The organism is Actinomyces johnsonii (assembly GCF_006546835.1).
GTDB classification, from domain to species: Bacteria; Actinomycetota; Actinomycetes; order Actinomycetales; family Actinomycetaceae; genus Actinomyces; species Actinomyces johnsonii.
This window is the reverse complement of sequence record NZ_VICB01000003.1, coordinates 426,508-451,366: the sequence shown is the minus strand read 5'-3', so window position 1 is coordinate 451,366 and position 24,859 is coordinate 426,508. Positions and strand designations below refer to the sequence as shown.

Genomic DNA, 24,859 nt, shown 5'->3' with positions numbered 1-24,859 from the left:
CTCCCCTCAGTTCTTGAGCAGGTTCTCGTCGTCGACCGACGTGGACCTGCGGGTGCGGAAGATGGATACGACGATGCTCAGCCCCACCACGACCTCGGCGGCGGCCACCACCATGACGAAGAAGGCGAAGACCTGGCCGGTGAGGTTGCCGTGGATCCGGGAGAAAGTCACCAGAACGAGGTTGACGGCGTTGAGCATGAGCTCAACCCCCATGAGTTCGATGATGGCGTTGCGGCGCAGCAGCACCGTGAGCGCCCCCAGGGTGAACAGGACCCCGGCCAGGATGATGTAGACAGCGATGACGGGGAGGCTCATTTCTCCTCCTTCTGCTCAGGGGCGGCCGCGTCCACCGAGTCCACCGAGTCTGCTGAGCCCGTTGGGTGGGAGTCATCGTCGCCGAGGACGGGCTGCTTGACGGTGGGGGCTGCGGCGCCGGGCATGGCCGGCATCCCGGAACGTCCGGTACCGCCCACGGCGTCGGCTCCGCCCTGCCGGGAGACGATCTTCCCGGAACGCTGGGCCAGGCCCATCTCCGGTGAGACGTCGGACAGCTCCAGGCCCTGGCCGCGAGCCCGCAGGACCCGGGGCACAGAGCCCTCGACCACCTCGCCGTCGGCGCCCAGGGCCGGGGCGGCGGCGGAGTTGGTGGAGGCGTAGACGCCGGGCATCGGCTTCTGTCCGGGGTGGACGCCCTTGGAGGCGTAGGCCTGCATCTTGTTCGCCGCCATGTGGCGCTGGTCGAGCCGGGCCCGGATGCGCTGGCGGTGGGTAAGTGTCAAGGCGCCGACGGCGGCGACGATGAGCAGGATGGCGGTCAGCTCCATGGTGACGACGTGGTCGTTGTAGAGCGTGACGGCCAGGAGATCGGGGGCGGCCTTGGCGCTGTCCTTGAGACCGGCCGGCGTCGGGAAGACAGTGCGCCACACGACGGCGGTCAGGACGCCGGCCAGGCCGAGGCCCAGGAGGATGAGGAGCGGACGTCTCATGACCGAGCCGGCGGCACCCACCGGCTCATCGCCGCCGACGCCCACGAGCATGATGACGAACAGGACGAGGGTCATGACGGCGCCGGTGTAGACCACGACCTGGGTGATCCCCATGAAGGGCGACTCGTTGACGATATAGAGGACGGCCAGCGAGATCATGATGCCGATCATGTTGATGGCGGCGGTCACTGCCCGCTTGGCGATCAGGATGCCGATGCCGCAGGCCACGGTGACCAGGGCGACGACCATGAACACGATCGCCTCGCCCAGCCCCAGATGGCCGTCCTGGGTCAGGTCGGTGGGAAGCGCGGGGGCGAAGGCGGAAACGGCGCCGGGTAGCAGGAGGGGTCTCATCGCACGGCTCCCTTCACGGTCTGCCCGGAGCCCCAGCCAGAAGCGGTGGGGACCGCCTTGGCGCGGGCATCGGCCAGGCTGGGGTCGTCGGGCCGGTGGGCGCGCACCCAGTCGATCTGGGCCTGGGTGGAGCCGGTGACCTGGCCGCGGTAGTAGTCGCCGTCCTCGGTGCCCTCGACCATGGGGTGGGGGGCGGCCACGGCGCCGTCGGGCACAGGGGCCAGAAGGTCCTCCTTCTCGTAGATGAGGCCCTCACGGCCGGGGCCAACGAGCTCGTCGAAGTCGGTGGACATGGTCAGCGCCCGGGTGGGGCAGGCCTCGATGCACATGCCACAGAAGATGCAGCGCAGGTAGTTGATCTGGTAAACGCGCCCGTAGCGCTCACCGGGCGAGTACTGGGCGCCGGGCTCGTTGGAGGCAGCCTCGACGTAGATCGCGTCGGCGGGACAGGCCCAGGCGCACAGCTCGCAGCCGATGCACTTCTCCAGACCGTCATCGTAGCGGTTGAGCCGGTGGCGGCCATGGTAGCGGGGCATTACCCGGGCGGGCTCGAAGGGGTACTGCTCGGTGACCACCGGGCGGAACATCGAGGAGATGGTGACCCCGTAGCCGGCCACGGGCGCGAAGGCCCGGGCCAGGGCGGAGGGAGCGTCGCGCAGCCAGTCGTCGTGCCGGGAGCCCCGAGAGCGGTTGGGGCGATCAGTCATCTTTTCCCTCCTGGGGTGCCTCAGTGGCTTTGTCTACGGCCTTGTCACTGGCCGTGTCGGCCTTGAGGTCAAGGGTGAACGTGGGCAGGGCGGTGGCTGCGTCGGTGCCGGAGCGGAGCGGAACAGACGCCTCGTCAGGGTCGGCCGTGTCCGCCGAGTCTGCAGAGTCGGCCGTGTCTGCCGTGTCGGCCGAGTCGACGAAGCCGGCCGTCTCGTCGTCGTCCTCGAGCTCGACGTCGTCCAGGAGGCCGACGGCGGTCGCAACGCCGCCCTCGGCGTCCTCCAGATCGACGGCTAGGGCGGCTCGGCGGGCGCGCGGCGAGGGCGGCAGGGACTGGCCCGGCAACGGCGGAACGGGGAAGCCTTCGAAGAAGGAGACGTGGTCGTCGTCGTTCATGATCTCGACGTCATCCTCAGTGTCGTCCCCGTCGTACTCGTCGTACTCGGCGTAGAGCTCCTCCTCGTCCCCCTTGTCGGGGATGAGGAAGAGAACGAGCATGATAAGGCAGAAGACGACGGCCATCGGCAGCAGCAGGGCCTGCACAGAGGCGCCGGAGAAGGTACGGAAGGCGCGCACCACCGCGACCAGCACAAGCCAAACCAGGGAGACGGGGATGAGAACCTTCCAGCCCAGCTTCATGAAATGGTCGTAGCGGATGCGCACCAGGGTGCCCCGAGTCCAGATCATGAAGAACATGACGGCCCAGACCTTGCCGATGAACCACAGCATCGGCCACCAGCCGGAGTTGGCCCCCTCCCAGAACAGGCTGAGGATGGTGGAGCGCCAGCCTCCCAGGAACAGGGTGACGCACACGGCCGAGACGTTGAACATGTTGATGTACTCGGCCAGGAAGTACCAAGCGAACTTCATCGAGGAGTACTCGACCATGTGGCCGGCGACGAGCTCGCCCTCGGCCTCGGGCAAGTCGAAGGGGAGGCGGTTGACCTCGCCGACCATGGAGATGACGTAGATGATGAAGCTGGGCAGCATCGCCACCGCCCACCAGATCCGCTGCTGGGCGCCGACGATCCCGGAGGTGGACATGGTCCCCGAGGCCAGGAACACCGTGAGGATGGACAGACTCATGCTCAGCTCGTAGGAGATGACCTGTGCGGCGCTGCGCACGGCACCGAAGAGCGGGTAAGTGGAGTGGGTGGACCAGCCGCCCAGGATGATGCCGTAGACGCCGAAGGCGGTAATGGCCAGGATGTAGAGGACCGCCACCGGGAAGTCGGTCAGCTGCAGGGGCGTGGAGTGGCCGAAGATGCTCACCTGCGGCCCGAAGGGGATGACCGCGTAGACCATGAAGGCACTGAAGGCGGCGATAAGCGGGGCCAGGAGGTAGATGACCTTCTCGGCGCCTTTGAGCCAGAAGTCCTCCTTCATGATGAGCTTGCCGGCGTCGGCGACCGCCTGGAGCAGTCCGAGCGGACCGTTGACGTTGGGGCCCAGGCGGGTCTGCATGCGGGCCAGGCCGCGCCGCTCCACCCACAGGGCCATGATGACGCTGACGATGAGGAAGGCGACGATGAAGACGGCCTTGATGAGGGTCAGCCACCAGGTCTCGGCGGAGAAGTCGGCGACCACACCCCCGTTGGAGACGGCGTCGTCGGTGGCAGCGGCCTGAGCCGCGTAGATCGGATTCACCTCAGTACCTCCGCTGCATGAGTCAGGGTGACCTGAGAGCCGTGACCTGCCCCCAGGGTCTGGTGGACGGTGGATCCGGCCGAGCACTCGGGCAGCCACACGGTCCCGTCGCTGACGCCGCCGATGACGGCCGGCAGGGTGATCGATCCGGTGGCGGTCGACACGGTCACCTCCTCACCGCCGCGCAGTGACAGGCGACGGGCGAGATCGGCACCCACTCGGGCAACGGGACGCAGGGCGGTAGCGGCCAGGAACGGCTCGCCGTCCTGGAGCCGTCCGGCGTCGAGCATGGGCTTATGGGTGGTCAGGCGCGCCTCCACCCCGCCAACGACGATCGCCGTCTCGGCGCCGGCCATCGGGGCGCGGCCGAAGGCCACCGGCATGCGCTGTCCGCGCCACAGGCCCAGGGCGGCGAGCTGCTCGTGCAGCGTCACCAGGTCGTCGACCTGCAGGTCGACGCCCATCTCGTCGGCGAGCATCCCCAGGACCTGGCGGTCGGTGCGGGCGCGAGAGACGTGGGCCTGGCCGAAGGGGCGCACGCGCCCCTCCCAGTTGACGAAGGTGCCGTTCTTCTCCACAGCCGGAGCCACGGGCAGGACGACATCGGCGTGCTCGCTGACCTCGCTGCGGCGCACCTCGAGCTGGACGGTGAAGCTGCTGGCGGTCAGGGCCGCGCGGGCCAGGCCCGGGTCGGGGAAGTCGCGCAGGTCGATGCCGCCGACGACGGCGCCGCCCAGGGTGCCGTCCAGGAGGGCCGAGAGGATCCCGGTGGTGTCGCGCCCCAGGGCGGTGGGTAGGGAGCGCTCGGCACCCATGTTCCAGGCCCGCTCGACTTGGGCACGGGCTTCGGGGTCGGCCACGGGGCGCCCGCCAGGCAGCAGACCGGGCAGCAGGCCTGCCTCGATGCCGCCGCGCTCGCCGCTGCGGCGCGGGACCCAGGCCAGCAGGGCGCCGGTGGCTGTGGCCAGGGCGTCGGCGACGCTGAGCAGGCCGGGAACGCGGGCGGCGCGCTCACCAACGAGGATGGTGGCGCCGTCGGCCCGCAGGGCATCGATGAGGGCGGGGTGGGTCTGGCTGAGGTGGGCGACGACGCGGGCCTCCTCGCCGGGCGGGGTGAGGATGGCCTGGGCGGAGAGCTTGCGGCTGGCGGCAGTCAGGCAGGTGGTCACGGTGGCCACATTGACGCCGCCGGCGCGCACACCCTTGCGCAGGCGCAGGAACAGGGAGCCGCATTCATCCTCGGGCTCCAGGCCCAGGAGCAGGACCTGGCCGGCCTTCTCCAGGTGGCGGTAGGTGACGGCGCCCAGGCCGGTGCCGGCCACCCGGGCGGCCAGGAAGGTGTCCTCCTCCAAGCTGTGGGAGCGCACGCGTTGGTCGATGTCGTTAGTGCCCAGGACAGTGCGGGCGAAGCGGGACCAGGCCCAGGCGTCCTCCAGGGTGAGGCGGCCGCCGGGTAGGAGACCCACTCCCCCGTCGGAGGCGGCGCGGGAAAGCCCCCGTGCGGCCACGTCCAGAGCGTCGGACCAGGAGGTGGTGACGAGCTCGCCGGTCTCCTCGTCGCGCACGAGCGGCACAGTGAGGCGGTCGGGCTGCGCGGACCAGGTGAAGGCGAAGCGGTCCTTGTCGGTGATCCATTCCTCGTTGACCTCGGGGTCGTTGCCGGCCAGATGGCGCAGAACGACGCCGCGGCGCATATCGATGCGGATGGCCGAACCGGAGGCGTCCTGCTCGGTGACGGAGTCGGTGGAGACCAGGTCCATGGGGCGGGCCCGGAAGCGGTACCTCGCGGAGGTCAGGGCGCCCACGGGGCAGATCTGGATGATGTTGCCGGAGAAGTAGGAGGCGAAGGGCCGCCCTGAGGCGTCCAGGTCTTCGCGGCCCGTGCCCAGGTCGGGGCCGTAGTCGGTGCCATCGGAGACGCCGGGCTCGCCGCCGGGGCCGGTCAGGTCGCCCAGGGCGCTTAGGGACGGCACGCCGCGGATCGTCTGGAGGTCGGCGTCTATGGACCGCTCGGCCTGCTCGGCCGAGCCGGTGGAGAAGTCCAGGACACGGGCGTCGAAGCGTCCGATCTGCTCGGAGTAGAGGCCTCCTGTGTGCTCGGGGTTTCCGTCCATGTCGCAGGAGGGGTGGCCGCCGCCGCGTCCCTGGAGGGCGATGAAGGGGTCACCGGGAATCTGGTCGGCGAAGCGCACGCAACGCTGGCACAGGATGCAGCGGTCGCGGTCCAGCAGGATGTTGCTGGTCAGGCGCAGCGGCTTGGGGAAGGTGCGTTTGACGTCGGTGAAGCGGGTGGCGGACTGGGCGCCGGAGGCCATGAGCTCCAGGGCCTGGTTCTGCAGGGGGCACTCGCCACCCTTGTCGCACACGGGGCAGTCCAGCGGGTGGTTGATGAGGAGGAACTCCATGGTGCCGGCCTGGGCCTTGGCGGCGACCTCGCTGGTGGCCTGGGTGGAGATCTCCATGCCCTCCATGGCAGTCATGGCGCAGGAGGGCTGGGGCTTGGGCATGGGCCGCACGACGCCGTCGCGCCCGGGCATGGCCACCTCCACCAGGCACTGGCGGCAGTTGGCCGACGGTGCGAGCAGCGGATGGTCGCAGAAGCGCGGGATGCGTACGCCGACCTGCTCGGCGGCGCGGATGAGGAGGGTGCCCTTGGGCACCTCGACGGGAAACCCGTCGATAGTCATGCGGACCATCTCGGGAGCTGGCGGCGCAGCCGGTGCGGAGCTCTTGGCGGTCGTCTCAGCAGTCATGGCTCACCGTGCGCTTTCGAAGACGGAGGAGGCGGCGTAGGGGAAGAGCTCGCCGGCGGCGGTGGTGTAGCCGGCCTCGAACTCTTCGCGGAACCGCTTAATGCCGGTCAGGACCGGGGTGGCGGAGGCGTCGCCCAGGGCGCAGAAGGAGCGCCCGGCGATGTTGGAGGCGATGGACTCGAGTTTCTCGACGTCGCCGGGCAGTCCGCGCCCGGCCTCCAGACGCAGCATGATCTGGCGCATCCAGTAGGTGCCCTCGCGGCAGGGGGTGCACTTGCCGCAGGACTCGTGCTGGTAGAACTCGGTCCAGCGGGTGACCACGCGTACCACCGAGACGGTCTCATCGAAGACCTGTAGGGCGCGGGTTCCCAGCATGGAGCCGGCCTCGGCCACGGATTCGTAGTCGAGGGGGACGTCGAGCTCGTCGGGGCCGAAGATCGGCGTCGAAGACCCTCCCGGGACCCAGAACTTCAGCTCATGGCCGGGGCGGATGCCGCCGGAGAGCTCGATGAGCTCTCGCATCGTAATGCCGAAGGGGGCCTCGTACTGGCCGGGGCGGGCCACGTGCCCGGACACGGAGAAGATGCCATGGCCCTTGGACTTCTCGGTGCCCATGGAGGAGTACCACTGGGCGCCGCGGGCCAGGATCGCCGGGACCGAGGCGATGGTCTCGACATTGTTGACCACCGTGGGCCGGGCGTAGAGACCGGCGACAGCGGGGAAGGGCGGCTTGAGGCGGGGGTGGCCGCGTCGGCCCTCCAGGGAGTCCAGCAGGGCGGTCTCCTCACCGCAGATGTAGGCGCCGGCCCCCGCGTGGGCGGTGATGCGCAGGCGCTGCCGGCCGTCCAGGCCGAAGCCGGTGTCCAGCAGGCCGGACTCGGTGGCCTCGCGGACGGCACCGAGCAGGCGGCGGTAGGCGTGGGGGACCTCGCCGCGCAGGTAGACGAAGGCATGGTCTCCGCCGATGGCCCGCGAGGTGATGGCGATGCCCTCGATGAGCGCCTGGGGGTTGGACAGGATCGTGGGGATGTCCTTGCAGGTGCCGGGCTCGGACTCGTCGGCATTGACCACGAGGTAGCGCGGGCCGCCGTCGACCGGGGGCAGGAAGGACCACTTCAGGCCGGTGGGGAACCCGGCGCCACCGCGTCCGCGCAGGCCGGAGTCCTTGATGAGGGTGATGAGCTCCTCGCAGCTGAGGGTCTTGGCGCGCTTGAGACCCCGGTAGCCGCCGTGGTCGAGGTAGGTCCGCAGGGTCCAGGAGCGCTCCTGGTCCCACAGGTCGCTCAGGACCGGGGTGAGGGTGCCCGGCGCGGTGTAGGTGGCGGTGGCACTCACTTGGACTCCTCCTTCGGCGCGGTCCAACCCTGCTCGCGGGCGATGCGCAGGCCCCGCAGGGTCGGCTCGCCGGGGCCGCGGCCTTCATCGGAACGGCCGTCCTCGAATCCGGCGAGCAGGCGCTCGTTCTCGCGGAAGGTGGGCACGGTCTCGGGGCCGCGGGTGGGGGCCACGTCCTCGCCGCGCTCGAGGGCCTCGATCATGGCGACGGCGGAGTCAGGGGTCTGGTTGTCGAAGAACTCCCAGTTGACCATGACGACGGGGGCGTAGTCGCAGGCGGCGTTGCACTCGATGCGCTCGAGGCTGATGGTGCCGTCCTCGCTGGTCTCCTCGGCGCCCAGACCCGTGTGCTCGGTGACGGCCGACCAGATCTCGTCGCCGCCCATGACGGCGCACAGGGCGTTGGTGCACACGCCCACGTGATAGGTGCCGATCGGGTGGCGGCGGAACTGGCTGTAGAAGGTGGCCACGGCGCTGACCTCGGCGCGGTCCAGGCCCAGCCGGGCAGCGCACAGGGCGATGCCGGCCGGTGAGACATATCCGTCCACGGACTGGATGAGGTGGAGCATCGGGATGAGGGCGCTGCGCTCCTTGCCCGCCGGGTAGCGGGCGATGATCCGCTCGATGTCGACTTGGAGGCCCTGGGCGACCTCGGGGCTGTAGCCGGCGGCGACGGCGGCGGCCGCGACGGTGCCCGCCGGGCCCACCGCGCTGACGGTGGCGATGGTCTCCACGGCGGGGTTGATGGGCGGGGCGGCCGAGCCGGCCGGATTGACTGCGTTCTCGGTGGTGCTCATCAGCGGTCCACGCCTCCCAGGACGGGGTCGATGGAGGCCAGGGTGGGCACGAGGTCGGCGATCATGCCGCCCTCGCCCATCAGGGCCAGCGACTGCAGATTGGAGAATGAGGGGTCGCGGAAGTGGACCCGGTAGGGACGGGTGCCGCCGTCGGAGACGGCATGGATACCCAGGACCCCCTTGGCGTGCTCGACGGTCTGGTAGACCTGGCCGGCTGGGACCCGGAAGCCCTGAGTCACCAGCTTGAAGTGGTGGATGAGGGACTCCATGGATGAGCCCATGATCTCACGCACGTGCTCCAGGGACTGGCCCTGGCCGTCGGTGGCGATGGCCATGCGGGCGGGCCAGGCGATGGTCGGGTCGGCCACCATCGTGGTATTGGAGGGGTCGTCGCCGCGGGCGCTGATCTCGTCGAGGCGGTCCAGGCACTGGGAGACGATCTTGAGCGACTCATAGCACTCGTCCATCCGGAGCCGCAGCCGGTTGTAGCAATCGGATACCTTGTAGGTAGGCACTCGGAAGTCGTAGGTCTCGTAGCCGCAGTAGGGCTTGGTACGCCGGATGTCCAAGGGGTAGCCGGCCGCGCGCAGGCAGGGTCCAGTTAGTCCCAGGGCAAGAGCGCCGGCCAGGCTGATCTCGCCCACGCCGATGAAACGAGATTTGAGGATCGGGTTCTCCATGAGGAGGAGCTCGAGCTCGTGGACGTCGTGCTTGATGTCGGGCATGACCGAGCGCACGAAGTCAGTGAAGCCCTCGGGGAGGTCCTGGGCCAGGCCGCCGGGGCGGACGTAGGCGTGGTTCATGCGCAGCCCGGAGACCATCTCGAAGGCCTTGAGGATGTTCTCCCGGCAGCGGAAGGCGATGGTCATGAGCGTGGTGCCGCCCATCTCGTTACCGCCACTGCCCACAGCCACGGCGTGAGAGGCGATGCGGTTGAGCTCCATGAGCAGCACCCGGGTGACGGTGGCCTTCTCGGGGACGTCGTCAGTGATGCCCAGGAGCTTCTCGACGGCGAGCGCGTAGCCGACCTCCTGGAAGAAGGGGGCCACGTAGTCCATGCGGGTCACGAAGGTCTCGCCCTGGACCCAGGTGCGGTACTCCATGTTCTTCTCGATACCGGTGTGCAGGTAGCCGGTGCCGACGCGGACCTCGGTGACGACCTCGCCGTCGGCCTCCAGGACCAGGCGCAGCACGCCGTGGGTGGAGGGGTGGACCGGGCCCATGTTGAGGACGATCCGGTCGTTGCGCAGGCGGTCGGCCTCGTCGCGTTCGGCGATCTGGGCGACGACGTCGTCCCAGTCCCCGCCGCTGACGGTGAACTGCTCGGCGCCGGCGGACAGGTCGTCCGTGGCGGGGCCGGAGGCGCGGAAGGTGCTCGTGGTGCTCATCAGCGGTAGGACCTCCGGGTGTCGGCGGGCGGGGTCTGGGCACCCTTGTACTCGACGGGGATGCCGCCCAGCGGGTAGTCCTTGCGCTGGGGGTGGCCCACCCAGTCGTCGGGCATGGCGGTGCGGGTCAGGTGGGGGTGGCCGTCGAAGACGATGCCCATGAGGTCCCAGGTCTCCCGCTCGTGCCAGTCGTTACCGGGGTAGACCGAGATGATGGAGGGCACATGCGGGTCGGAGTCGGGGCAGGCGACCTGGAGCCGCAGCTGGCGTCCGCCGTGGGTCAGGCTCATGAGCTCGATGCAGGCGTGCAGCTCGCGGCCGGTCAGCTGGGGGTAGTGGACGCCACTGACGCCCAAGCACAGCTCGAAGCGCAAGTCTTGGTCGTCGCGCAGGGGGCGCACGACGTCGAGCAGGTGCTCGCGGGCGATGAACAGGGTGAGCTCGTCGTGTTCGATGACGACCTTCTCGATGGCGGCGGCCGGGTCGACGCCGGCGTCCTGGAGGTCCTCGATGAGGGCGTCGACGACGCCGTCGAACCAGCCGCCGTAGGGGCGCACGGCGGCGGGGGCGAGGGTGACAGCGCTGCGGTGCTCGCCGTAACCGGTGGTATCGCCGGCGTCGGAGGCGCCGAACTGGCCGGTGGGGACGGCGATGACCTCCAGACGCAGCTCGGGACGCACGGGGGTGCCGGCGACCTCGGGGACAGCGGGCACCGCCGAGACCTCGGGGATCTCGGGCGAGACGTCGGAGCCGTTCACCGGGGCGTTCTTCTCACTCATGCCAGCAGGCCCTTCATCTCATGGGTGGGGGTGGCGGACAGGGCGGCGGCCTCGACGGCGCGGGCGATCTCCTCGCGGTGCTTGAACAGCGGCTTCTTCTCGATCTGGCGGGTGAGCTCGAGCATGGCGCCCAGGAGCATCTCGGGGCGGGGCGGGCAGCCCGGCAGGTAGATGTCCACCGGGACGATGTGGTCGCAACCCTGGACGACGGCGTAGTTGTTGAAGATGCCGCCCGAGGAGGCGCAGGCCCCCATGGAGATGACCCACTTGGGCTCGGGCATGGAGTCGTAGACGTTGCGCACGATCGGAGCCATCTTGTGGGAGACGCGGCCCGAGACGATCATGACGTCGGCGTGGCGCGGGGAGGCGCGGAAGACCTCCCAGCCGAAGCGGGCCATGTCGAAGCGGGGGGTGCCGGCGGCCATCATCTCGATGGCGCAGCAGGCCAGCCCCATGGTGACCGGCCACATGGAGCGGGCCTGGGCCAGGCCTGCGAGCTTCTCGACGGTGGTCAGCAGGAAGCCGGGGCTGTCCACCTCGGCGGCAGCGGCCGCGTAGGGGTCGTTGCGCTTGGAGGGGATGGACGCCATGAAGGCGTTGTGCTTTTTCATGCTCTTCACTGCTGTGTACTCCTTGAGGTCGTCAGGGCCGTGTGGCGCCCGCGGGTCCTGTCGTCGGTGCCTCGCACTCGATCCGCCTGTCTCAGTCCCAGTCCAGTCCGCCGCGGCGCCACTCCAGGATGTAGGGCACGGTGATCAGGCCGATGAACAGGACGGCGGCGCCCAGCCCGAAGAACCCCAGGCGCCCGAAAGCGGTGGCCCAGGGGTAGAGGAAGACCACCTCGACGTCGAAGATGATGAAGGTCATGCCCACCAGGTAGAAGGAGACCGGGAAACGCCCGTGCTCGGTATTGGCGGGGGTGGGGTCGATACCGCACTCGTAGTTGGCGACCTTGACCCGGTTGCGCCGAGCGGGGCTGACGATGGCGCTCAGGGCCAGTCCGCCGATCGCGACCACGAGGGCCACGGCGGCCATGATGAGCAGGGAGGCGTAGGGGTTCATGCTTCCGGCACCATCCTTGTCAGGAGCTGGATGAAGTGGTCGATTCCGTCGCCGCCGCGCCGCTCCCACCCGTCGGACAGGAGCTTGGTGACGAGCTTCATGAGGCGCTTGCGCGGCAGCCCGTAGCGGGTACACAGACGCATGACCTCGGGGTGCTCGATGAGGGCGACGAAGACGCGCCCGAGCGTGTAGTAGCCGCCCATCTCGGCCCTGAGGGCCTTGGGGTACTGGGCCAGGACCTGCTCGCGGCCCGACGTCGTGGAACGAGCGGCGGCCTGCGCGGCGGCCTGGGCGGCCAGGCGGCCGGACAGGAGGGCCTGGGCGATGCCCTCGCCGTTGAAGGGCGAGACCATGCCGCCGGCGTCACCGAGCAGCATGAGGCCGTCGGCGTAGTGGGGCTTGCGGTTGAAAGCCATGGGCAGGGCGGCACTGACCAGGCCGCCGACCTGGTTCTCCTTGGTGAAGCCCCAGGAGGCCGGAACGTTGTCCATCCAGCGGTTGAACACGGCGCGATAGTCGATGGCGGTGGCCGAGGCTCGCGAGGAGACCGAGCCGAGACCGACGTTGACCAGTCCCTCCCCCACCGACCAGATCCACCCGTAACCGGGCAGGAGATCGGACTTGCCGGGCTTGCCGTCCCACAGCTCGAGGCGCGACTCCATCCAGGCGTCCTTGGCGCGCGGGGAACGGAAGTAGGCGCGCACGGCCACGCCCATGGGGCGGCGCTCGTTCTTCGTGCGCCCGACGGCGGTAGCCAGACGAGCCGAAACCCCTCCGGCGTCGACGACCAGCGGGGCGGTGAAGGTGGTGGGGCCCTCGATGCCGGGGTAGGCAACCCGGTTGGTGGGGCGGGCCTCGACGCCGGTGACGCGACCGGTGGGCGAGGTAACGGGGCCGGTGACGGTCACGCCAGTCAGTAGCCGGGCGCCGGCCGCCGCGGCATGCTCCGCCAGGTCCCGATCGAGCAGGGCGCGCGGGCGGGCCATCCCGTAGGAGGGGAAGGAGGCCTGCTCAGGCCAGGGGAAGTGGAGCAGGTGGCCGCCGCCGATGACGCGCAGGCCGCGGTTGCGCTGCCAGCCGGAGGTGTCCACACCCATGGAGACGAGCTCGCGCACGGCCGAGGGGGTCAGGCCGTCGCCACAGACCTTGTCTCGGCCGAGCTCCTGCTTCTCCAGGAGAATGACGTCGAGACCGAGGGTAGCCATGTGGAAGGCCGCCGAGGAGCCCGCCGGGCCGGCGCCGACGACGATGACGTCGGCTGTGGCGGAGGCGCTGGACTGGGCAGCTGCCTGAGTCACTCGGGCTCCCCTCCTCGGTGCATCTGGTACGGCAGGTGTTGTCGTAGGCATCACAGTTGGCACGGTAATGCAGGCCCCGCGCTGGTCGGAGCCTGTGCCGACTGTACTCAGGGGGCGGACGCCTCTTGGACGAGGCTACCGGTGGAGGCGACAACCAGGGGTTTTCGTTGCTGTGACGGCATTACTGGAGCGGAGTTACGCGGATACCGGCGGCTGCGCGATTCCAGAATTACGCTGCAAGTGAGTGACGAATTTCAACGTCGTTGGATGGGGCCTAGGTCCTAGGCCGTCACTAAGGGCTCCCGAGACCCCGCCCGCTGCGCTGTCGGCACGGTGCCGCGGCCGGGATTTGCGATGATGCTCCCCATGAGCCGATCGCCTTTTCGAGCCACCCTCGCCAAGGACCCGCGAGAGGTCGCCGGGATGTTCGACGCCGTCGCGCGCCGCTACGACCTGTCCAATGACGTGATGAGCCTGTTCCAGGTCCACATGTGGCGGTCGGTAACACGCGCGGCCGTAGCCGCCGGTCCGGGGATGCGGGTGCTGGATCTGGCTGCCGGAACCGGCACCTCCTCGGTGGAGTACGCCGCCGACGGCGCCGAGGTCGTGGCCTGCGACTTCTCCACCGGCATGGTCGCCGAGGGCAAGCGCCGCCACCCCGAGATCGCCTTCGTGGCCGGGGACGCCACAGCTCTTCCCTTCGCCGACGAGACCTTCGACGTCGTCACTATCTCCTACGGGCTGCGCAACGTCCAGGACACGGCGCGGGCGCTGGCAGAGATGCACCGCGTGACAGTCCCGGGCGGGCGAATCGTCATCGCGGAGTTTTCCACCCCGGTCTCGCCCCTGTTCCGTCGCCTCTACCGCTTCTATCTGGGCAGTGCCCTGCCGGCAGCGGCGCGCCTGGTCTCATCGAACACGCAGGCTTACGACTATCTGGGCGAGTCGATCCTGGCCTGGCCGGACCAGAGGGGGCTGGCCGACCTCATGCACGAGGCCGGCTGGCGGGGCGTGGGCTACAAGAACCTCTCCGGCGGGATCGTCGCCGTCCACCGGGCCACGCGTACCGCGCGCCCCGCGGTCGAGCGCTGAGAGGCGAGCCGAGTCGTGAGGGCCGATCACTGCCTGGCTGCACCGCCGCGTCTGTCCTTCCGCACTCACGAGCTGCCCGAGGGGTCGTTGGAGGGGGTCGCGCTCATTGACCTGCTGGCGGGCCGCGAGGAAGTCGTCTCGTGGGTCCACGAGGGACGCGGGCTCATCGGTCTGAGGCGCGCCCTGACGATCGAAGCCCACGGCGACGAACGCATCGAGGCGCTGCGGGCGGCATGGCGGTCCGTTATCGGCACGGCCTGGTGGCGCGACGCGCTGGTGCGCCCCGGAACCGGACCGGTGGCCCTGGGGGCGATCACCTTCTCCCCCGCCTCCGAGCAGTCCTCGGTGCTGATGGTCCCCGAGGTCCTCATCGGGCTCGACGACGACGGGGCCTGGTTGACCACCGCGGTTTCCGCGGCCACGGGCGGGGTGGAGCCGGAACACCCGGACCCCGAGGCGCTGATCAAGGCGCTCGTCACCGAGGCCCGTACAGCGATCGGCCGGGAACATGAGGACGGGGATGCGGGCGCCACCGCCGTCGAGGCCGGGGCGCTCAGTGAGGAGCAGTGGTGCCGGACGGTGGCCCGCACGCAGGAGCGGATGCGCTCGGGGCAGGCCCGCAAAGTAGTCCTGGCACGCGATGTCCTGGCTCGCCCGACGGCGCCACTGGCCACCGGCACAGTGCTGCGACGGCTGGCCTCCGACTACCCGTCCACCTGGACCTTCGCCGTCGACCAGATGGTGGGGGCCAGCCCCGAGCTGTTGCTGCGCCTGCGCGATCGGCGCCTTACCAGCCGGGTCCTGGCCGGCACGGCCCGCCGACGCGCCGGTGAGGATGCGCCGGCCACCGCCCGCCTGGCGGCCTGGCTGGAGGGCTCGGAGAAGAACAACCGGGAGCACGAACTGGCCAGGGCTTCGGCGATCACGGCGCTGGAGCCGTTGTGCTCGGTGGTCAATGCCCCGGCGCGCTTCGTCCTGAGCCTACCGAACGTGCTGCACCTGGCCAGCGACGTGACCGGAGTCGTTGCCGGGGACACCGGCGCCCTGGCACTCGTGGACGCCCTGCACCCGACGGCGGCCGTGTGCGGGACGCCGACCCCGGCGGCTGCCCGTCTCATCGAGGAGGCCGAGTCCATGGACCGGGGTCGTTACGCCGGCCCCGTGGGCTGGGTGGACTGGCACGGCGAGGGCGAGTGGTGCATTGCACTGCGCAGCGCCCAGCTGCCGGCCGGCGGACCCGGCCCGCACTCCCCCGCGCGGGTCTTCGGGGGCGGCGGCATCATGCCGGACTCCGAGCCGGCCGACGAGTTAGCGGAGACAACCGCCAAGATGCGTCCCGTGCTGGGCGCGCTGGGCGTGAGTCCCTGATCCGGGCTCTCCTTCAGGAATCCTTGCGCTCGGCCAAGGTCACCTCGATGTCCTTCTTCTTGGAGTCGCGGATGACGGTGAGCTTGACTTTGTCGTTGGCGGAGTACTGGCGCACATAGCCGGTCAGTGCCGAGCCTTGAGAGGTGGTTTTGCCGTCGATGGCGATGACGACGTCGTCCTTCTTCAAGCCGGCCTTGTCGGCGGGCGAGTCACCCTCGACCGAGGCGATCTTGGCGCCGGCGCGCTTGGCGCCGTCGGACTCGGCGGACCCGGTCTCCAGAGTGACGCCCAGGTAGGCGTGGGTGGCCGTTCCCGACTCGATGAGCTGCTTGGCGACCTTCTCTGCCAGCTTGACGGGAATGGCGAACCCGATGCCGATACTGCCCGAGCCCCCTTCACCGGAGCTGGAGCGCCCCATCGTGGCGATCGAGCTGGTGATGCCGATGACCCGTCCCTTCTCATCGAACAGGGGGCCGCCGGAGTTTCCGGGGTTGATGGCGGCATCAATCTGGATGGCGTTGGTGTAGACCGTCGAGGACGACGAACCGCTGTCCGAGCCTCCCTCCCCGTCTTCTCCCTGGGCGTTGACGACGGGGCGGTCCAGGGCCGAGATGATGCCGGTGGTGACGGTGGAGGACAGTCCCAGCGGGTTGCCGATGGCCATGACGTCCTGGCCCGTGGTCAGCTTGTCGGAGTCGCCGAGCTGGGCGACGGTGAGGTTGTCGGGGGCGTCCTTGAGCTGGATGACCGCCAGATCCGTAGCGGGGTCGGTACCGGTGGTATCGGCGTCGTAGACGCGGCCGTCGGCCAGGGTCACCTGGATCTTCGCGGCTCCCGCCACCACGTGGTTGTTGGTGATGATGTGCCCATCCTTGTCGTAGATGACCCCGGAACCCAGGGCGGTCCCCCTTTCCGTTGCGATGGCGATGGACACGACCGCATTGGACACTGCGGCCGACACGGCCTCCCAGTCGGGGGCCTGGCCGGAGCTGTTGACAGTCTTGGTCGTGTCGCCGGTGGCGATCGCGGTGGGAGCGGCCGAGGAGCGCGATGACAGCGTCCCGTCGCGGACGTCCAGATACTTGACCACTCCGACAGCGCCGCCGGCTCCCAGCAATGAGGCGACCACAACGGAGGCGACCAGGGCGACCCAGCCCGGCCCCCGGCGCCGCTTCTTCCCGCTCTCACCACTGGAGGCGTTCGAGGCGGCGTAGAAGGACTCCCCCGCGGCGCCGACGGGCGCGTAGCTGCTGGGACCGGCCTGCGAGCCTCCGACGGGCCCGCCACCGCCGTGGTCCTCGGTCCGGGGGAAGTCGTAGCCACCGGACGTCGTCGGAACGCTCGTATAGGGCGAGCCGAGGTGCGCCTGGTAGGGCTGCTGGGCAGCAGAGGACTGGCTGTACGAAGTGGCGGGCTGTCCCTGGGAGATGGCGGGGTACTGGTCCGGTTGGCCCTGTTGGTAGGACTGCTGATAGGACTGCTGGTAGAGCTGCTGCTGGGGCTGGTACTGCCCCTGTGCCGGCTGGTACTGCCCTTGCTGTTCCTCGTAAGACGGGGAGGAGCCCTGCGCGGACTGCGCGTAGAGCGAGGTGGGCTGGTCCGCGGGCATCTGCGAGGTGGGCTGGTCCGCGGGCATTTGCGAGGTGGGCTGGTCCGCGGGCAACGGCCGGGTGTACTCCGCATTCTCCGCGTCTGCGGCCTGGGCGGTCCCGGGCAGGACGGGTTCGGACTGGGAGGCGTCTGCTCCGTAGGCCTGCGAAAGGTCCTCGTCACCGGCCCGGCTCGGGGACTCGCTCGGAGGTTCACTGCCCGAGGCCGCCGCGCCCGGCGTCCCCTGGCTGGCAGCGGACTGGGAGCCGACACCGGGGTAACTGCCGTCTGCCGCCCTGCTGGGCTCAGTGGGCCGGTAGGTCTCCGGGTTCGTCTCGTCGTAGCCGCTCATATGTGTTCCTCCTCGGGCTTTGCGCCCTGTCCAGGTCAGCAGGTAGCCAATATCAGGGCTCTGTGCCGTTTCCGACTATTGCCTGAGGCTCTGCTGTGGATCGTATAACCGTTGTGTCGCAGCGCGCTGAAAGGGAGGCTGGTTGGTCCGGGCCGGGGCCTCTCCTCCGAGTCTCATCTCGTGCGGTGCCGTCTATCTCTATCGTCGTTCATGTTGTCCGGGCGTTAGGCATGTGCCCCTCGACCGTCCAGATGACGACGCTGAGGCCGCCGACCGGTTCGGCCAGGAGTGTCTGGAGGGCCGGGACGTCTTCGGGGATGCGGACGCGAGCCCCCAGGGCGGCGGCCAGTTCGGAAATATTCGCACACTGTGGGGTGGTGAAGAGCCTTTCGAACCGTTGAGATTCTGCGGTGTGGGCATACTCAAGGCGGGAGAAGATCGCTCCTCCGCCATCGTCGACGACGATAACCTGAAAGTCCGCCTCCGCCTCACGGAGTCCTCTCCCCATTGACATGGCGTCGTGGAGGAAGGCGAGGTCTCCCATAATGGCGCGCACCGGCTCGCCCGATGCCATCCACAACCCGATTCCAGTGGCGATAGTGCCGTCGATTCCTGCCAGACCACGGTTCGCCACGGCCTGCGGGGCCGCACTGCCGGGGCGGGCGAGGCGGTCGAGGCGGCGCACCGTCATGGAGGAGCCGACCAGCAGAGTGGGGGCTCCGGGGAGGAGACTCGCCTCCCACACGGCCTTCACCGCGGCATCGGCTGCAGCATCGGCGCTTCCGGGACGATCCGGTTCGGGCAGATCCTCCACGGCCCGGCGCCAGGAGTCGACCCAGGCGGCATCGGCCCGCCCCAGCCCGAGGGTGGTAGCCAGGCGGACCGCCCGGGAGGAGGCCTGGACGGCTGACGAGGGGCCGGGGACATCGACGGGGATGACGCGGTGGGCCCTTCCGGAGACGTCGGTCCACCGGGCACGCTCGCTCAGAACGGTGGTCTCCAGTTCGCCGCTCCCCAGAAGGGCGGTGACGGATCGGCTGAGGCTGGGGTGGCCGACGACGATGAGGTGGTCGGCGCGCCCGGCGAGCTCACGGCCCGGTCCGGTGGCCAGGAGCTCGGCGTAGCGGGGCAGGGCCTGGGGGCCGCTGCGGGCATGCGAGGTGGGCTCCGCCAGGAGCGGCCAGTGGAGGTGCTCGGCAAGGCACCTGGCCAGCGCGCCGACGGCGGGGTGGGCGGTGTCGCCCGCGACGACGATTCCGCGGTTCTCCCCCTCGGGAGGTTGACGACCGTCATGTTCGACGCCTTCGGCCTGGGGGGCCGGCACCGGTGCGCCTGCCCCTGCCGCGCGAACCTCCGGCGCCCCGGGTGCCGGTGGAGTGGCCGGCGCCGCCCCCTCCACCGCCAGGGGAGGGCGGAAGCGGGCATTGATCTGAGCCGGCCCCGGGTCGCGACTCAGGGTCCCCGTGGCCGCGGCGACGGCGCGGCGCACCTGCCCGGCGATGGCGGCGCGGGCAGCAGCACTGCCGAGGTCGGCGGACAGGTCGGCGGGCAGATCGATGGCCAGGCGCAGGGCCGGTGAGAGGAGGGCTGTCTGCTCGGTGGTCTGGCTGGCCCCGGTGCCCACCAATTCGTGGGGCCGGTCGGCGCTGATGACGAGCAGGGGGATCCCGGCGGCGTCGGCCTCGCTGACGGCGGGGTGGAGGTTGGAGACGGCCGTCCCCGAGGTGGTCACTACGGCGGCGCACCGGCTGGCACCGGTCAGAGCGTGAGCACGAGCGGCACCCAGCGCGATGAAGCCCGCGCTGCGCTCGTCCAGGACGACCCGCAGGCTCAGGGCGTTCGCCTCGGCGGCGTCGGCGAGGGCGTCCGCCAGCGGAGCGCTGCGCGATCCCGGGCACAGGACTGCCTCACGGACGCCTTCGTCCAGGAGGGCCGCTACGAGGCTTCGAGCATCGGCCAGAGCGGGCGGGATCTGCGGGCGGTCCACAGGATCACCTGCATGCGCGGCCATGGGATCGATGACGGAATCGGTCACAGGGGCGAGGATACGAGAGCGCACGGCCCGCCCTCCGCTGCTCTTCATCACAGTTCGGGCGGGCTCCCACGCGCCTCACAGGGGCAGCCCGGCCACGGCCCGGCTCGGGTCGCGGGCCTCACGCTGGCGACGGGCGTGCAGGGCGCCGGCCAGGTGCAGCAGGCGCGTCTCCCAGTGCTTGGTGAGGTAGGGGCCCGCCTTCACCTCGCCCAGGAGGCGCTCGGAGACGGGGGCACCGGCATCGAGGCGCAGGGTCCCGTTGTGGGGGACAACGCTGGGCTCGGCGACGTCCTGGGTCAGCAGGCGTACGGTCCCCAGACCGCAGGCGTGGCTCAGGGACGGCAGGCTGAAGGCGAGGGTGGTACCGGCCATGATGCCCACGGAGGTGTCCAGGGCCGAGGAGACGACGGCAGGCAGCCCGAGGCGCTCGGCCATGTCCAGGGCCCGGTTCACGCCGCCCAGCGGCGCAACCTTGAGGATGGCGACGTCGGCTGCGCGCCGGTGCACGACCTCCAACGGGTTGGCCGACAGCCGGATCGACTCATCCGCGGCGATGGGCACGTCGACGGCGCGGCGCAGGTCGGCCAGGTCGTAGACGGCGGCGCAGGGCTGCTCGACGTACTCCAGGCCCCCGGCGGCACGGTCCATGCGCGGCAGGTTCTCGCGGGCAGTGTCCACGTCCCAGGCGCCGTTGACGTCGATGCGCACCTTTCCCGCCCGCCCCACGGCCGAGCGGACCGCTTCGAGCCGTTCGAGATCGGCGGCGCGCTGCTCGGGCCTGCCGGAGACCTTGACCTTGGCAGTTCTGGCTCCGGAGGAACGCACCATCTCGGCCGCGTCCTCGGCGCCGACCTCGGGGACAGTCACGTTGACGGCAATGCTCTCGCGGTAGCGGGGCAGGAAGGCGCGACCCAGGGCCTGGGATAGTCCTGCGGCGAGCCAGGGCGCGCTGGCTTCCGACCCGTAGTCCCAGAAGGGCGCCACCTCTCCCCAGCCGCCCGGGCCGTGGAGAAGGACGCCGTCGCGGCGGGTAATGCCGCGAAACGGTGTCGTCAGGGGGATGTCCCAGACCACGGCGCGGTCGATCTGATCCAGCAGCCCGGTGGAGTCCTGAGCATGGAGGGAGGCGATGTCGATCTCGCCGTTGGCATGCTGATGGTCCGGACTCACGGTCACAGAATACGCATGATCTTCAACCATCATGATGAAACCGGGACAAGGGTGGCGGGCCCCACCTCGACGAACGCCCGACGAATGCCGTCCGGCTCCATGAGCGCGTCATTGACGAGCAGCGAGCGCGGCCATAGGGCCCTTTCAATGCGGCGAGCTGGCCCGATGGTAGGGCACGGTCCACTAAGGCGCCGACCGCGGCGCCGGCAGGAGATGTCTTCCGCAGGCTTAGTAGAATGGCTCAAACGGTTGAATTCGCGATCAGACCGGACAGAAGGGGAGCTATGAGCGAGGGTGGTACGGGACGGAGCGGCGCAGGACACAGCCATTGGAGACCTGTCGCCCCGGTCTCGGCGATGGTGGTGGGGCGTCTGATCCTCGGGGTGCCCGGGGTCATCGGGATGACGGTGATCGTGTGCGTGTGGTCCGCGCTGACCGGGACCGGCCTGGGGTTCGGACGGGCAGCATTGTTCTCCCTGGTGGCGGTGACGGTGCGCGAGGCCATTGACGCTTCCGCCCACCGGCTCATCATGCGCCTGTGGCGCTCCCGGGACGCTCACGGCCTGCTGCTGACTCTTGTCGCCGTACTCTGCCCCGCCGTCGCCGGGTTCCTGGCCGCCTGGCTCGTTGCTCCGGCGTCGACGACGGCGCTGACGGTGCTCACGTGGCTGCCGTTCATGGCCTTCGTCGCTGTTATTGAGAAGCCGTGGGACACCTCGCTCGGCTACGACGCCCTTCAGGAGCACATCCATCAGTCCCATCCGATCCCGCCGGAGTACGTCACCGCCGACTTCCGCGACGGCCGCCGGTACGTCCCCGAGCTCAGCCGGGCGGCACTGACCCGCACAACGCCGTAGGCGCCGAACCACCGGTGCGGATCGCATCAGCGATCGGCAGATCGACGTCGCCCCGATTCCACAATCCCCCTCATTTTGCGCGCAACATCGGGATCAATACTGCCTTCGAGAAGTTGCCCGACTGGCCGAGGATGGAGTGGTCTGTTCCGATCAATCAGACGCGAGTGATGAATATCGCTCAGGGATCGATTATGGAGATGCAGCTTCGATTCATAGGTGAAGGCCCGTTCCACCCCACCATCCAGGGTTTTCCACCGTCTCGATCTCCGTCTTGAAGAGCACGAATTTCTCATACTGAAATCGAGCACCAAAATCTCTGACAGCCGCCTCAAGAATCACAAATCCTGCATACCCAAATGCGGCACGGGCATGAAACTTTGGGTACCCAGCCCCAACATAGGCGCCCGACTCTCCGGTTTCATCGATATACGCAAGAAACACTGCATCCTCTTATTCACGAAGAAGCCCCACATAAAAGCGGGGCTCTAAGAATCGGCGCTCGGGGAACTATTCCATCCCTAGTTACCAACACTAAAGGTACCCAGGCATCCACTAGACGTCACGATGGCAGCACCCACCCCGACAATCATCAAGTGCGACTGAGGTCACATCGTGGGTAGTGTGAAGGGGTGATGCCTGTAGCTGCGAGACGCGGTAGGAGGACACATGAGCACGCGCAGCATCGCTCACACGCCGAACCACCAGCGCTGGAAGCCTGCCGTCCCCCTGCGGGGAGTGGTGTACGGACGGATCGGTCTCGGCATTCTTGAAGCAGTCGCGCTAGGGGTGGTCGTGGCCGCCTGGTCCACCCTCACCCACGCCGGACTCGGCTCCGACCAGGTCACGGGATTCGCCATTCTGGCGACCGCGGTGCGCGAGGTCCTCGACGCCTCCTCGATGCGCCTGACCATGCGCATTCTGCGCACCAACGACATGAACGCAATACAACGAACCGTGGCCGCTATCATCTGCCCCGCCATCGGCGGAGCGCTGGCGGCCATGGTCTTCGCACCGCACTCCCTCACTCAGTTGACCCTGGTCACGTGGGCACTGTTCATGCTCATCGCATGCACGCTGGAACAGCCGTGGAAGACTTCGATGTCCTATGAGGAGATGAAGGAACGCGGCCGCCAGACCCGACTGATGACCCGGGAGCACTTCGCCGAGGAGATCGCCGACGGCCGGATGACCTTCCGCCCGATCGATGACGAGGGCTACTTGCTCGACGAGGACGGCAACCGCATCGAGACAGACCGATCAACCAACCAGTGACAACCAGCTGGCAAGCAATGCGAAATTCTCTAGAATCATGGACATGTCTTAGAGACCGCAGACCGCCCCGACGAATTAAGCGAAGCGACCGACGCACACCCCCTGCAAACACACTTGGCGATCCACATTAAACATACCTGCATACACGCACCCATCCGCTGACTCTGCGAACAAACCCCACAGCATTAACATGAAAGCGAACATAGTTAATAGCGAAGCACGTAAAGAACCTTGGGAGTCCCCAATCCCTCTTCAGACAACAATAATGGGGCAAGTCATTGTGGGAATCCCTGAGGCAATCATACTCGGAGCACTGGTCGCAGTATGGTCGACACTTACCCAATCAGGCTTGGATTTCAATCAGGTGACAGGGATCGCTATCCTGACAGTTCTTGTCCGCAAGACGGTCGACACCGCCATGATACGCCTCATCATGCGAGCCAGACGATCGCCAGACTATAAGGGAGCAGCAGCAGCGGTCATCTCTTTCGTGTTCGCGCCCGTTGCAGCCGCTGCATCAGTCTTCTTCATCCCGACGTTGCCCACAGCCCTGTACATGACAGGTTTCGTATGTCTGTTCTTCATCATCGTTATTTGCTCGATTGAAAAACCGTGGGACACATCAGTGAGTTATGAGGAGCTCAAGGAACGAGGACGCAAAGTTCGCATGATGACCCGGGAGCACTTCGCCGAGGAGATCGCCGATGGCCGGATGACCTTCCGCCCGATCGATGACGAGGGCTACTACCTCGACGAGGACGGCAACCGCATCGAGGAGTAGATCTCCTCGTCCGCCGATGGGCCAGCCGGATCGTAGGAGGAAATGAGGGCGATGCGCTCGTGCGCCATGCGCCTGGCCGTGCGCTCATCCGGGGCAAGCAACGAGGCCCCCGTCAGAACGACATCGCGCCCGTCGTCGGCGCGGCACACGACCTGCGCCTCCCAGCCCGCGGGAACCTTGACGACCTGCGATTCCAGACGACCGCGCACCTGATCCCAGGTCAGCGCGTACTGCCCCTTCCAGCGGCCCTGACGCCCATGGACCGTCAGCCCTGAGGCGTCAGCGATGACGTAGGTCGGCGCATGCAGCCAGGAGGACAGCACCACCAGGTACACCAGCGCGCACAGGTCCACCAGGCCAACAGCCCTCGGAATGACGAGGAGGGGAAGGGTGTATCCCGAACCGCCCCAGATGAGGGCGGCGAGCTCGGCGGCCAGGGCAAGAGGCGGAATGAGGGCGAAGCAGCGCACAGTGAGCGACGTCGCGCCTCCGTTGGCGCTGAACTGTTCCATAAGAAGGGACGCGGGGCGCTTCAGTCCCGATTCCGCAGGCAGGACCGAGACCTCTGGATGCGGGTCCCGGGCCAGGAGGTCGACGGCGTGCTCCCGCACCCGCTGCTGCGCCTGGCGCTCGTCAGCCCCCGTGACATCGAGCCAGGGAAGCTCGATCCGATCGCCTCCGAGGACCACAACGGTGCGGATGAAGGCCGACGCCCTGCTCAACTGAGACGAGCAGGTGGTCACGACGACGTCGATATGACCGCGCACGCTGTCCCAGTCCAACGTCCTGTCCCCTCTCTCCGAGCTCAGATGGATCCCACCCGCGTCCACGCGCATTCCAGCTCTGCTGCGCAAGGAGCCAAGGGCCATCAGCATCGAGTACATGACCAGCGGAAGGGGCGCCAGGAGAAGGCCGGCGAGTAGTGCCAGCACCCAGCCGACACCATCACGCACCGCGACTGCATTCGCAGCGACCACCTGCATGAGTATGAAGGAGCCGACCAGGACGACGAGAGCGCTGACACCAAGTCCCCATGAGATCCACTGCTTCCTTCGAGCCGCGCTGTTGGGGAATACCAAGGGGCGCAGCTCGGATGAACCGCTCCCCTGATCGTCGTAGGACCTGCCGCCTGAGCCCATGGGAACCTCCTTTCTCTTCGGCACCGACGCTACGCGGGTGGAGCACGCTCCCGCGATAGGCTCTGCTCCCCATTGGCGGTCGCATTTCCCACGAGC

At 68.6% G+C, this 24,859-nt stretch carries 21 protein-coding genes; 5 read left to right on the top strand and 16 right to left on the bottom strand.

Going from position 1 to position 24,859, the window contains the following annotated elements; all coding sequences use genetic code 11:
• Positions 1-6: 6 nt before the first annotated feature.
• From nuoK to FK256_RS02495, 12 genes are all read right to left on the bottom strand, one after another.
• Positions 7-315 carry an NADH-quinone oxidoreductase subunit NuoK gene (gene nuoK, locus FK256_RS02550; protein WP_009234115.1) on the bottom strand — a complete coding sequence of 103 codons (309 nt, stop codon included), beginning with the start codon at positions 313-315 and terminating at the stop codon, positions 7-9.
• Complete coding sequence (locus FK256_RS02545; protein ID WP_141423568.1) at positions 312-1,340, bottom strand: NADH-quinone oxidoreductase subunit J; 1,029 nt, start codon at positions 1,338-1,340, stop codon at positions 312-314. The genes nuoK and FK256_RS02545 overlap by 4 nt, the downstream gene beginning before the upstream one ends.
• Positions 1,337-2,047 carry an NADH-quinone oxidoreductase subunit NuoI gene (gene nuoI / locus FK256_RS02540; protein WP_021606218.1) on the bottom strand — a complete coding sequence of 237 codons (711 nt, stop codon included), beginning with the start codon at positions 2,045-2,047 and terminating at the stop codon, positions 1,337-1,339. Before nuoI ends, FK256_RS02545 begins: the two co-directional genes overlap by 4 nt.
• Positions 2,040-3,695 carry an NADH-quinone oxidoreductase subunit NuoH gene (nuoH, locus tag FK256_RS02535; RefSeq protein ID WP_141423567.1) on the bottom strand — a complete coding sequence of 552 codons (1,656 nt, stop codon included), beginning with the start codon at positions 3,693-3,695 and terminating at the stop codon, positions 2,040-2,042. Before nuoH ends, nuoI begins: the two co-directional genes overlap by 8 nt.
• On the bottom strand, positions 3,692-6,448 hold the full coding sequence (locus tag FK256_RS02530) for an NADH-quinone oxidoreductase subunit G (protein ID WP_141423566.1): 2,757 nt from the start codon (positions 6,446-6,448) through the stop codon (positions 3,692-3,694). Before FK256_RS02530 ends, nuoH begins: the two co-directional genes overlap by 4 nt.
• Before the next feature lie 3 nt (positions 6,449-6,451).
• Positions 6,452-7,783, bottom strand: a complete 1,332-nt coding sequence (nuoF, locus tag FK256_RS02525) for an NADH-quinone oxidoreductase subunit NuoF (protein WP_021606222.1) — start codon at positions 7,781-7,783, stop codon at positions 6,452-6,454.
• Positions 7,780-8,580 carry an NADH-quinone oxidoreductase subunit NuoE gene (gene nuoE, locus FK256_RS02520; protein WP_141423565.1) on the bottom strand — a complete coding sequence of 267 codons (801 nt, stop codon included), beginning with the start codon at positions 8,578-8,580 and terminating at the stop codon, positions 7,780-7,782. Before nuoE ends, nuoF begins: the two co-directional genes overlap by 4 nt.
• Complete coding sequence (locus FK256_RS02515) at positions 8,580-9,968, bottom strand: NADH-quinone oxidoreductase subunit D (protein ID WP_021606224.1); 1,389 nt, start codon at positions 9,966-9,968, stop codon at positions 8,580-8,582. Before FK256_RS02515 ends, nuoE begins: the two co-directional genes overlap by 1 nt.
• Entirely contained in the window at positions 9,968-10,747 is a 780-nt protein-coding gene (locus tag FK256_RS02510) for an NADH-quinone oxidoreductase subunit C (RefSeq protein ID WP_141423564.1), read from the bottom strand. Before FK256_RS02510 ends, FK256_RS02515 begins: the two co-directional genes overlap by 1 nt.
• Positions 10,744-11,358 (bottom strand): NADH-quinone oxidoreductase subunit B, encoded by a 615-nt coding sequence (locus tag FK256_RS02505; RefSeq protein ID WP_021606226.1) that lies wholly within the window; start codon positions 11,356-11,358, stop codon positions 10,744-10,746. The genes FK256_RS02510 and FK256_RS02505 overlap by 4 nt, the downstream gene beginning before the upstream one ends.
• 91 nt (positions 11,359-11,449) lie before the next feature.
• Positions 11,450-11,809, bottom strand: a complete 360-nt coding sequence (gene ndhC / locus FK256_RS02500; protein WP_009234126.1) for an NADH-quinone oxidoreductase subunit A — start codon at positions 11,807-11,809, stop codon at positions 11,450-11,452.
• Complete coding sequence (locus FK256_RS02495; RefSeq protein ID WP_021606227.1) at positions 11,806-13,107, bottom strand: geranylgeranyl reductase family protein; 1,302 nt, start codon at positions 13,105-13,107, stop codon at positions 11,806-11,808. Before FK256_RS02495 ends, ndhC begins: the two co-directional genes overlap by 4 nt.
• 366 nt (positions 13,108-13,473) lie before the next feature.
• Here FK256_RS02495 and FK256_RS02490 point away from each other — a divergent pair, with 366 nt between their 5' ends.
• Positions 13,474-14,199 (top strand): demethylmenaquinone methyltransferase, encoded by a 726-nt coding sequence (locus tag FK256_RS02490; RefSeq protein WP_141423563.1) that lies wholly within the window; start codon positions 13,474-13,476, stop codon positions 14,197-14,199.
• Positions 14,200-14,214: 15 nt separating this feature from the next.
• Positions 14,215-15,567 carry an isochorismate synthase gene (locus FK256_RS02485; protein ID WP_141423562.1) on the top strand — a complete coding sequence of 451 codons (1,353 nt, stop codon included), beginning with the start codon at positions 14,215-14,217 and terminating at the stop codon, positions 15,565-15,567.
• Positions 15,568-15,580: 13 nt separating this feature from the next.
• On the opposite strand, the gene FK256_RS02480 is transcribed toward FK256_RS02485, so the two are convergent.
• From FK256_RS02480 to FK256_RS02470, 3 genes are all read right to left on the bottom strand, one after another.
• Positions 15,581-17,509 carry a S1C family serine protease gene (locus tag FK256_RS02480; protein ID WP_141423561.1) on the bottom strand — a complete coding sequence of 643 codons (1,929 nt, stop codon included), beginning with the start codon at positions 17,507-17,509 and terminating at the stop codon, positions 15,581-15,583.
• Between the two features lie 208 nt (positions 17,510-17,717).
• On the bottom strand, positions 17,718-19,520 hold the full coding sequence (gene menD / locus FK256_RS02475) for a 2-succinyl-5-enolpyruvyl-6-hydroxy-3-cyclohexene-1-carboxylic-acid synthase (protein ID WP_141423640.1): 1,803 nt from the start codon (positions 19,518-19,520) through the stop codon (positions 17,718-17,720).
• 99 nt (positions 19,521-19,619) lie between these two features.
• Positions 19,620-20,747, bottom strand: coding sequence for an o-succinylbenzoate synthase (locus tag FK256_RS02470; RefSeq protein WP_141423560.1), 1,128 nt, complete (start codon positions 20,745-20,747; stop codon positions 19,620-19,622).
• A 251-nt stretch (positions 20,748-20,998) separates the two neighbouring features.
• On the opposite strand from FK256_RS02470, the gene FK256_RS02465 reads away from it, so the two are divergent.
• The 3 genes from FK256_RS02465 (at position 20,999) to FK256_RS02450 (ending at position 23,624) form a co-directional block, all read left to right on the top strand.
• A complete protein-coding gene (locus FK256_RS02465; protein ID WP_141423559.1) occupies positions 20,999-21,571 on the top strand; it encodes a hypothetical protein in 573 nt (190 codons plus the stop codon).
• A 666-nt stretch (positions 21,572-22,237) separates the two neighbouring features.
• The gene (locus FK256_RS02455; protein WP_141423557.1) at positions 22,238-22,843 is read left to right on the top strand and encodes a hypothetical protein; all 606 of its coding nucleotides are present in this window, start codon (positions 22,238-22,240) and stop codon (positions 22,841-22,843) included.
• Positions 22,844-23,108: 265 nt separating this feature from the next.
• Positions 23,109-23,624, top strand: coding sequence for a hypothetical protein (locus FK256_RS02450; protein ID WP_244936103.1), 516 nt, complete (start codon positions 23,109-23,111; stop codon positions 23,622-23,624).
• Here FK256_RS02450 and FK256_RS02445 read toward each other — a convergent pair.
• Positions 23,588-24,763 (bottom strand): hypothetical protein, encoded by a 1,176-nt coding sequence (locus FK256_RS02445; RefSeq protein WP_141423556.1) that lies wholly within the window; start codon positions 24,761-24,763, stop codon positions 23,588-23,590. The genes FK256_RS02450 and FK256_RS02445 overlap by 37 nt on opposite strands.
• Positions 24,764-24,859: the final 96 nt, after the last annotated feature.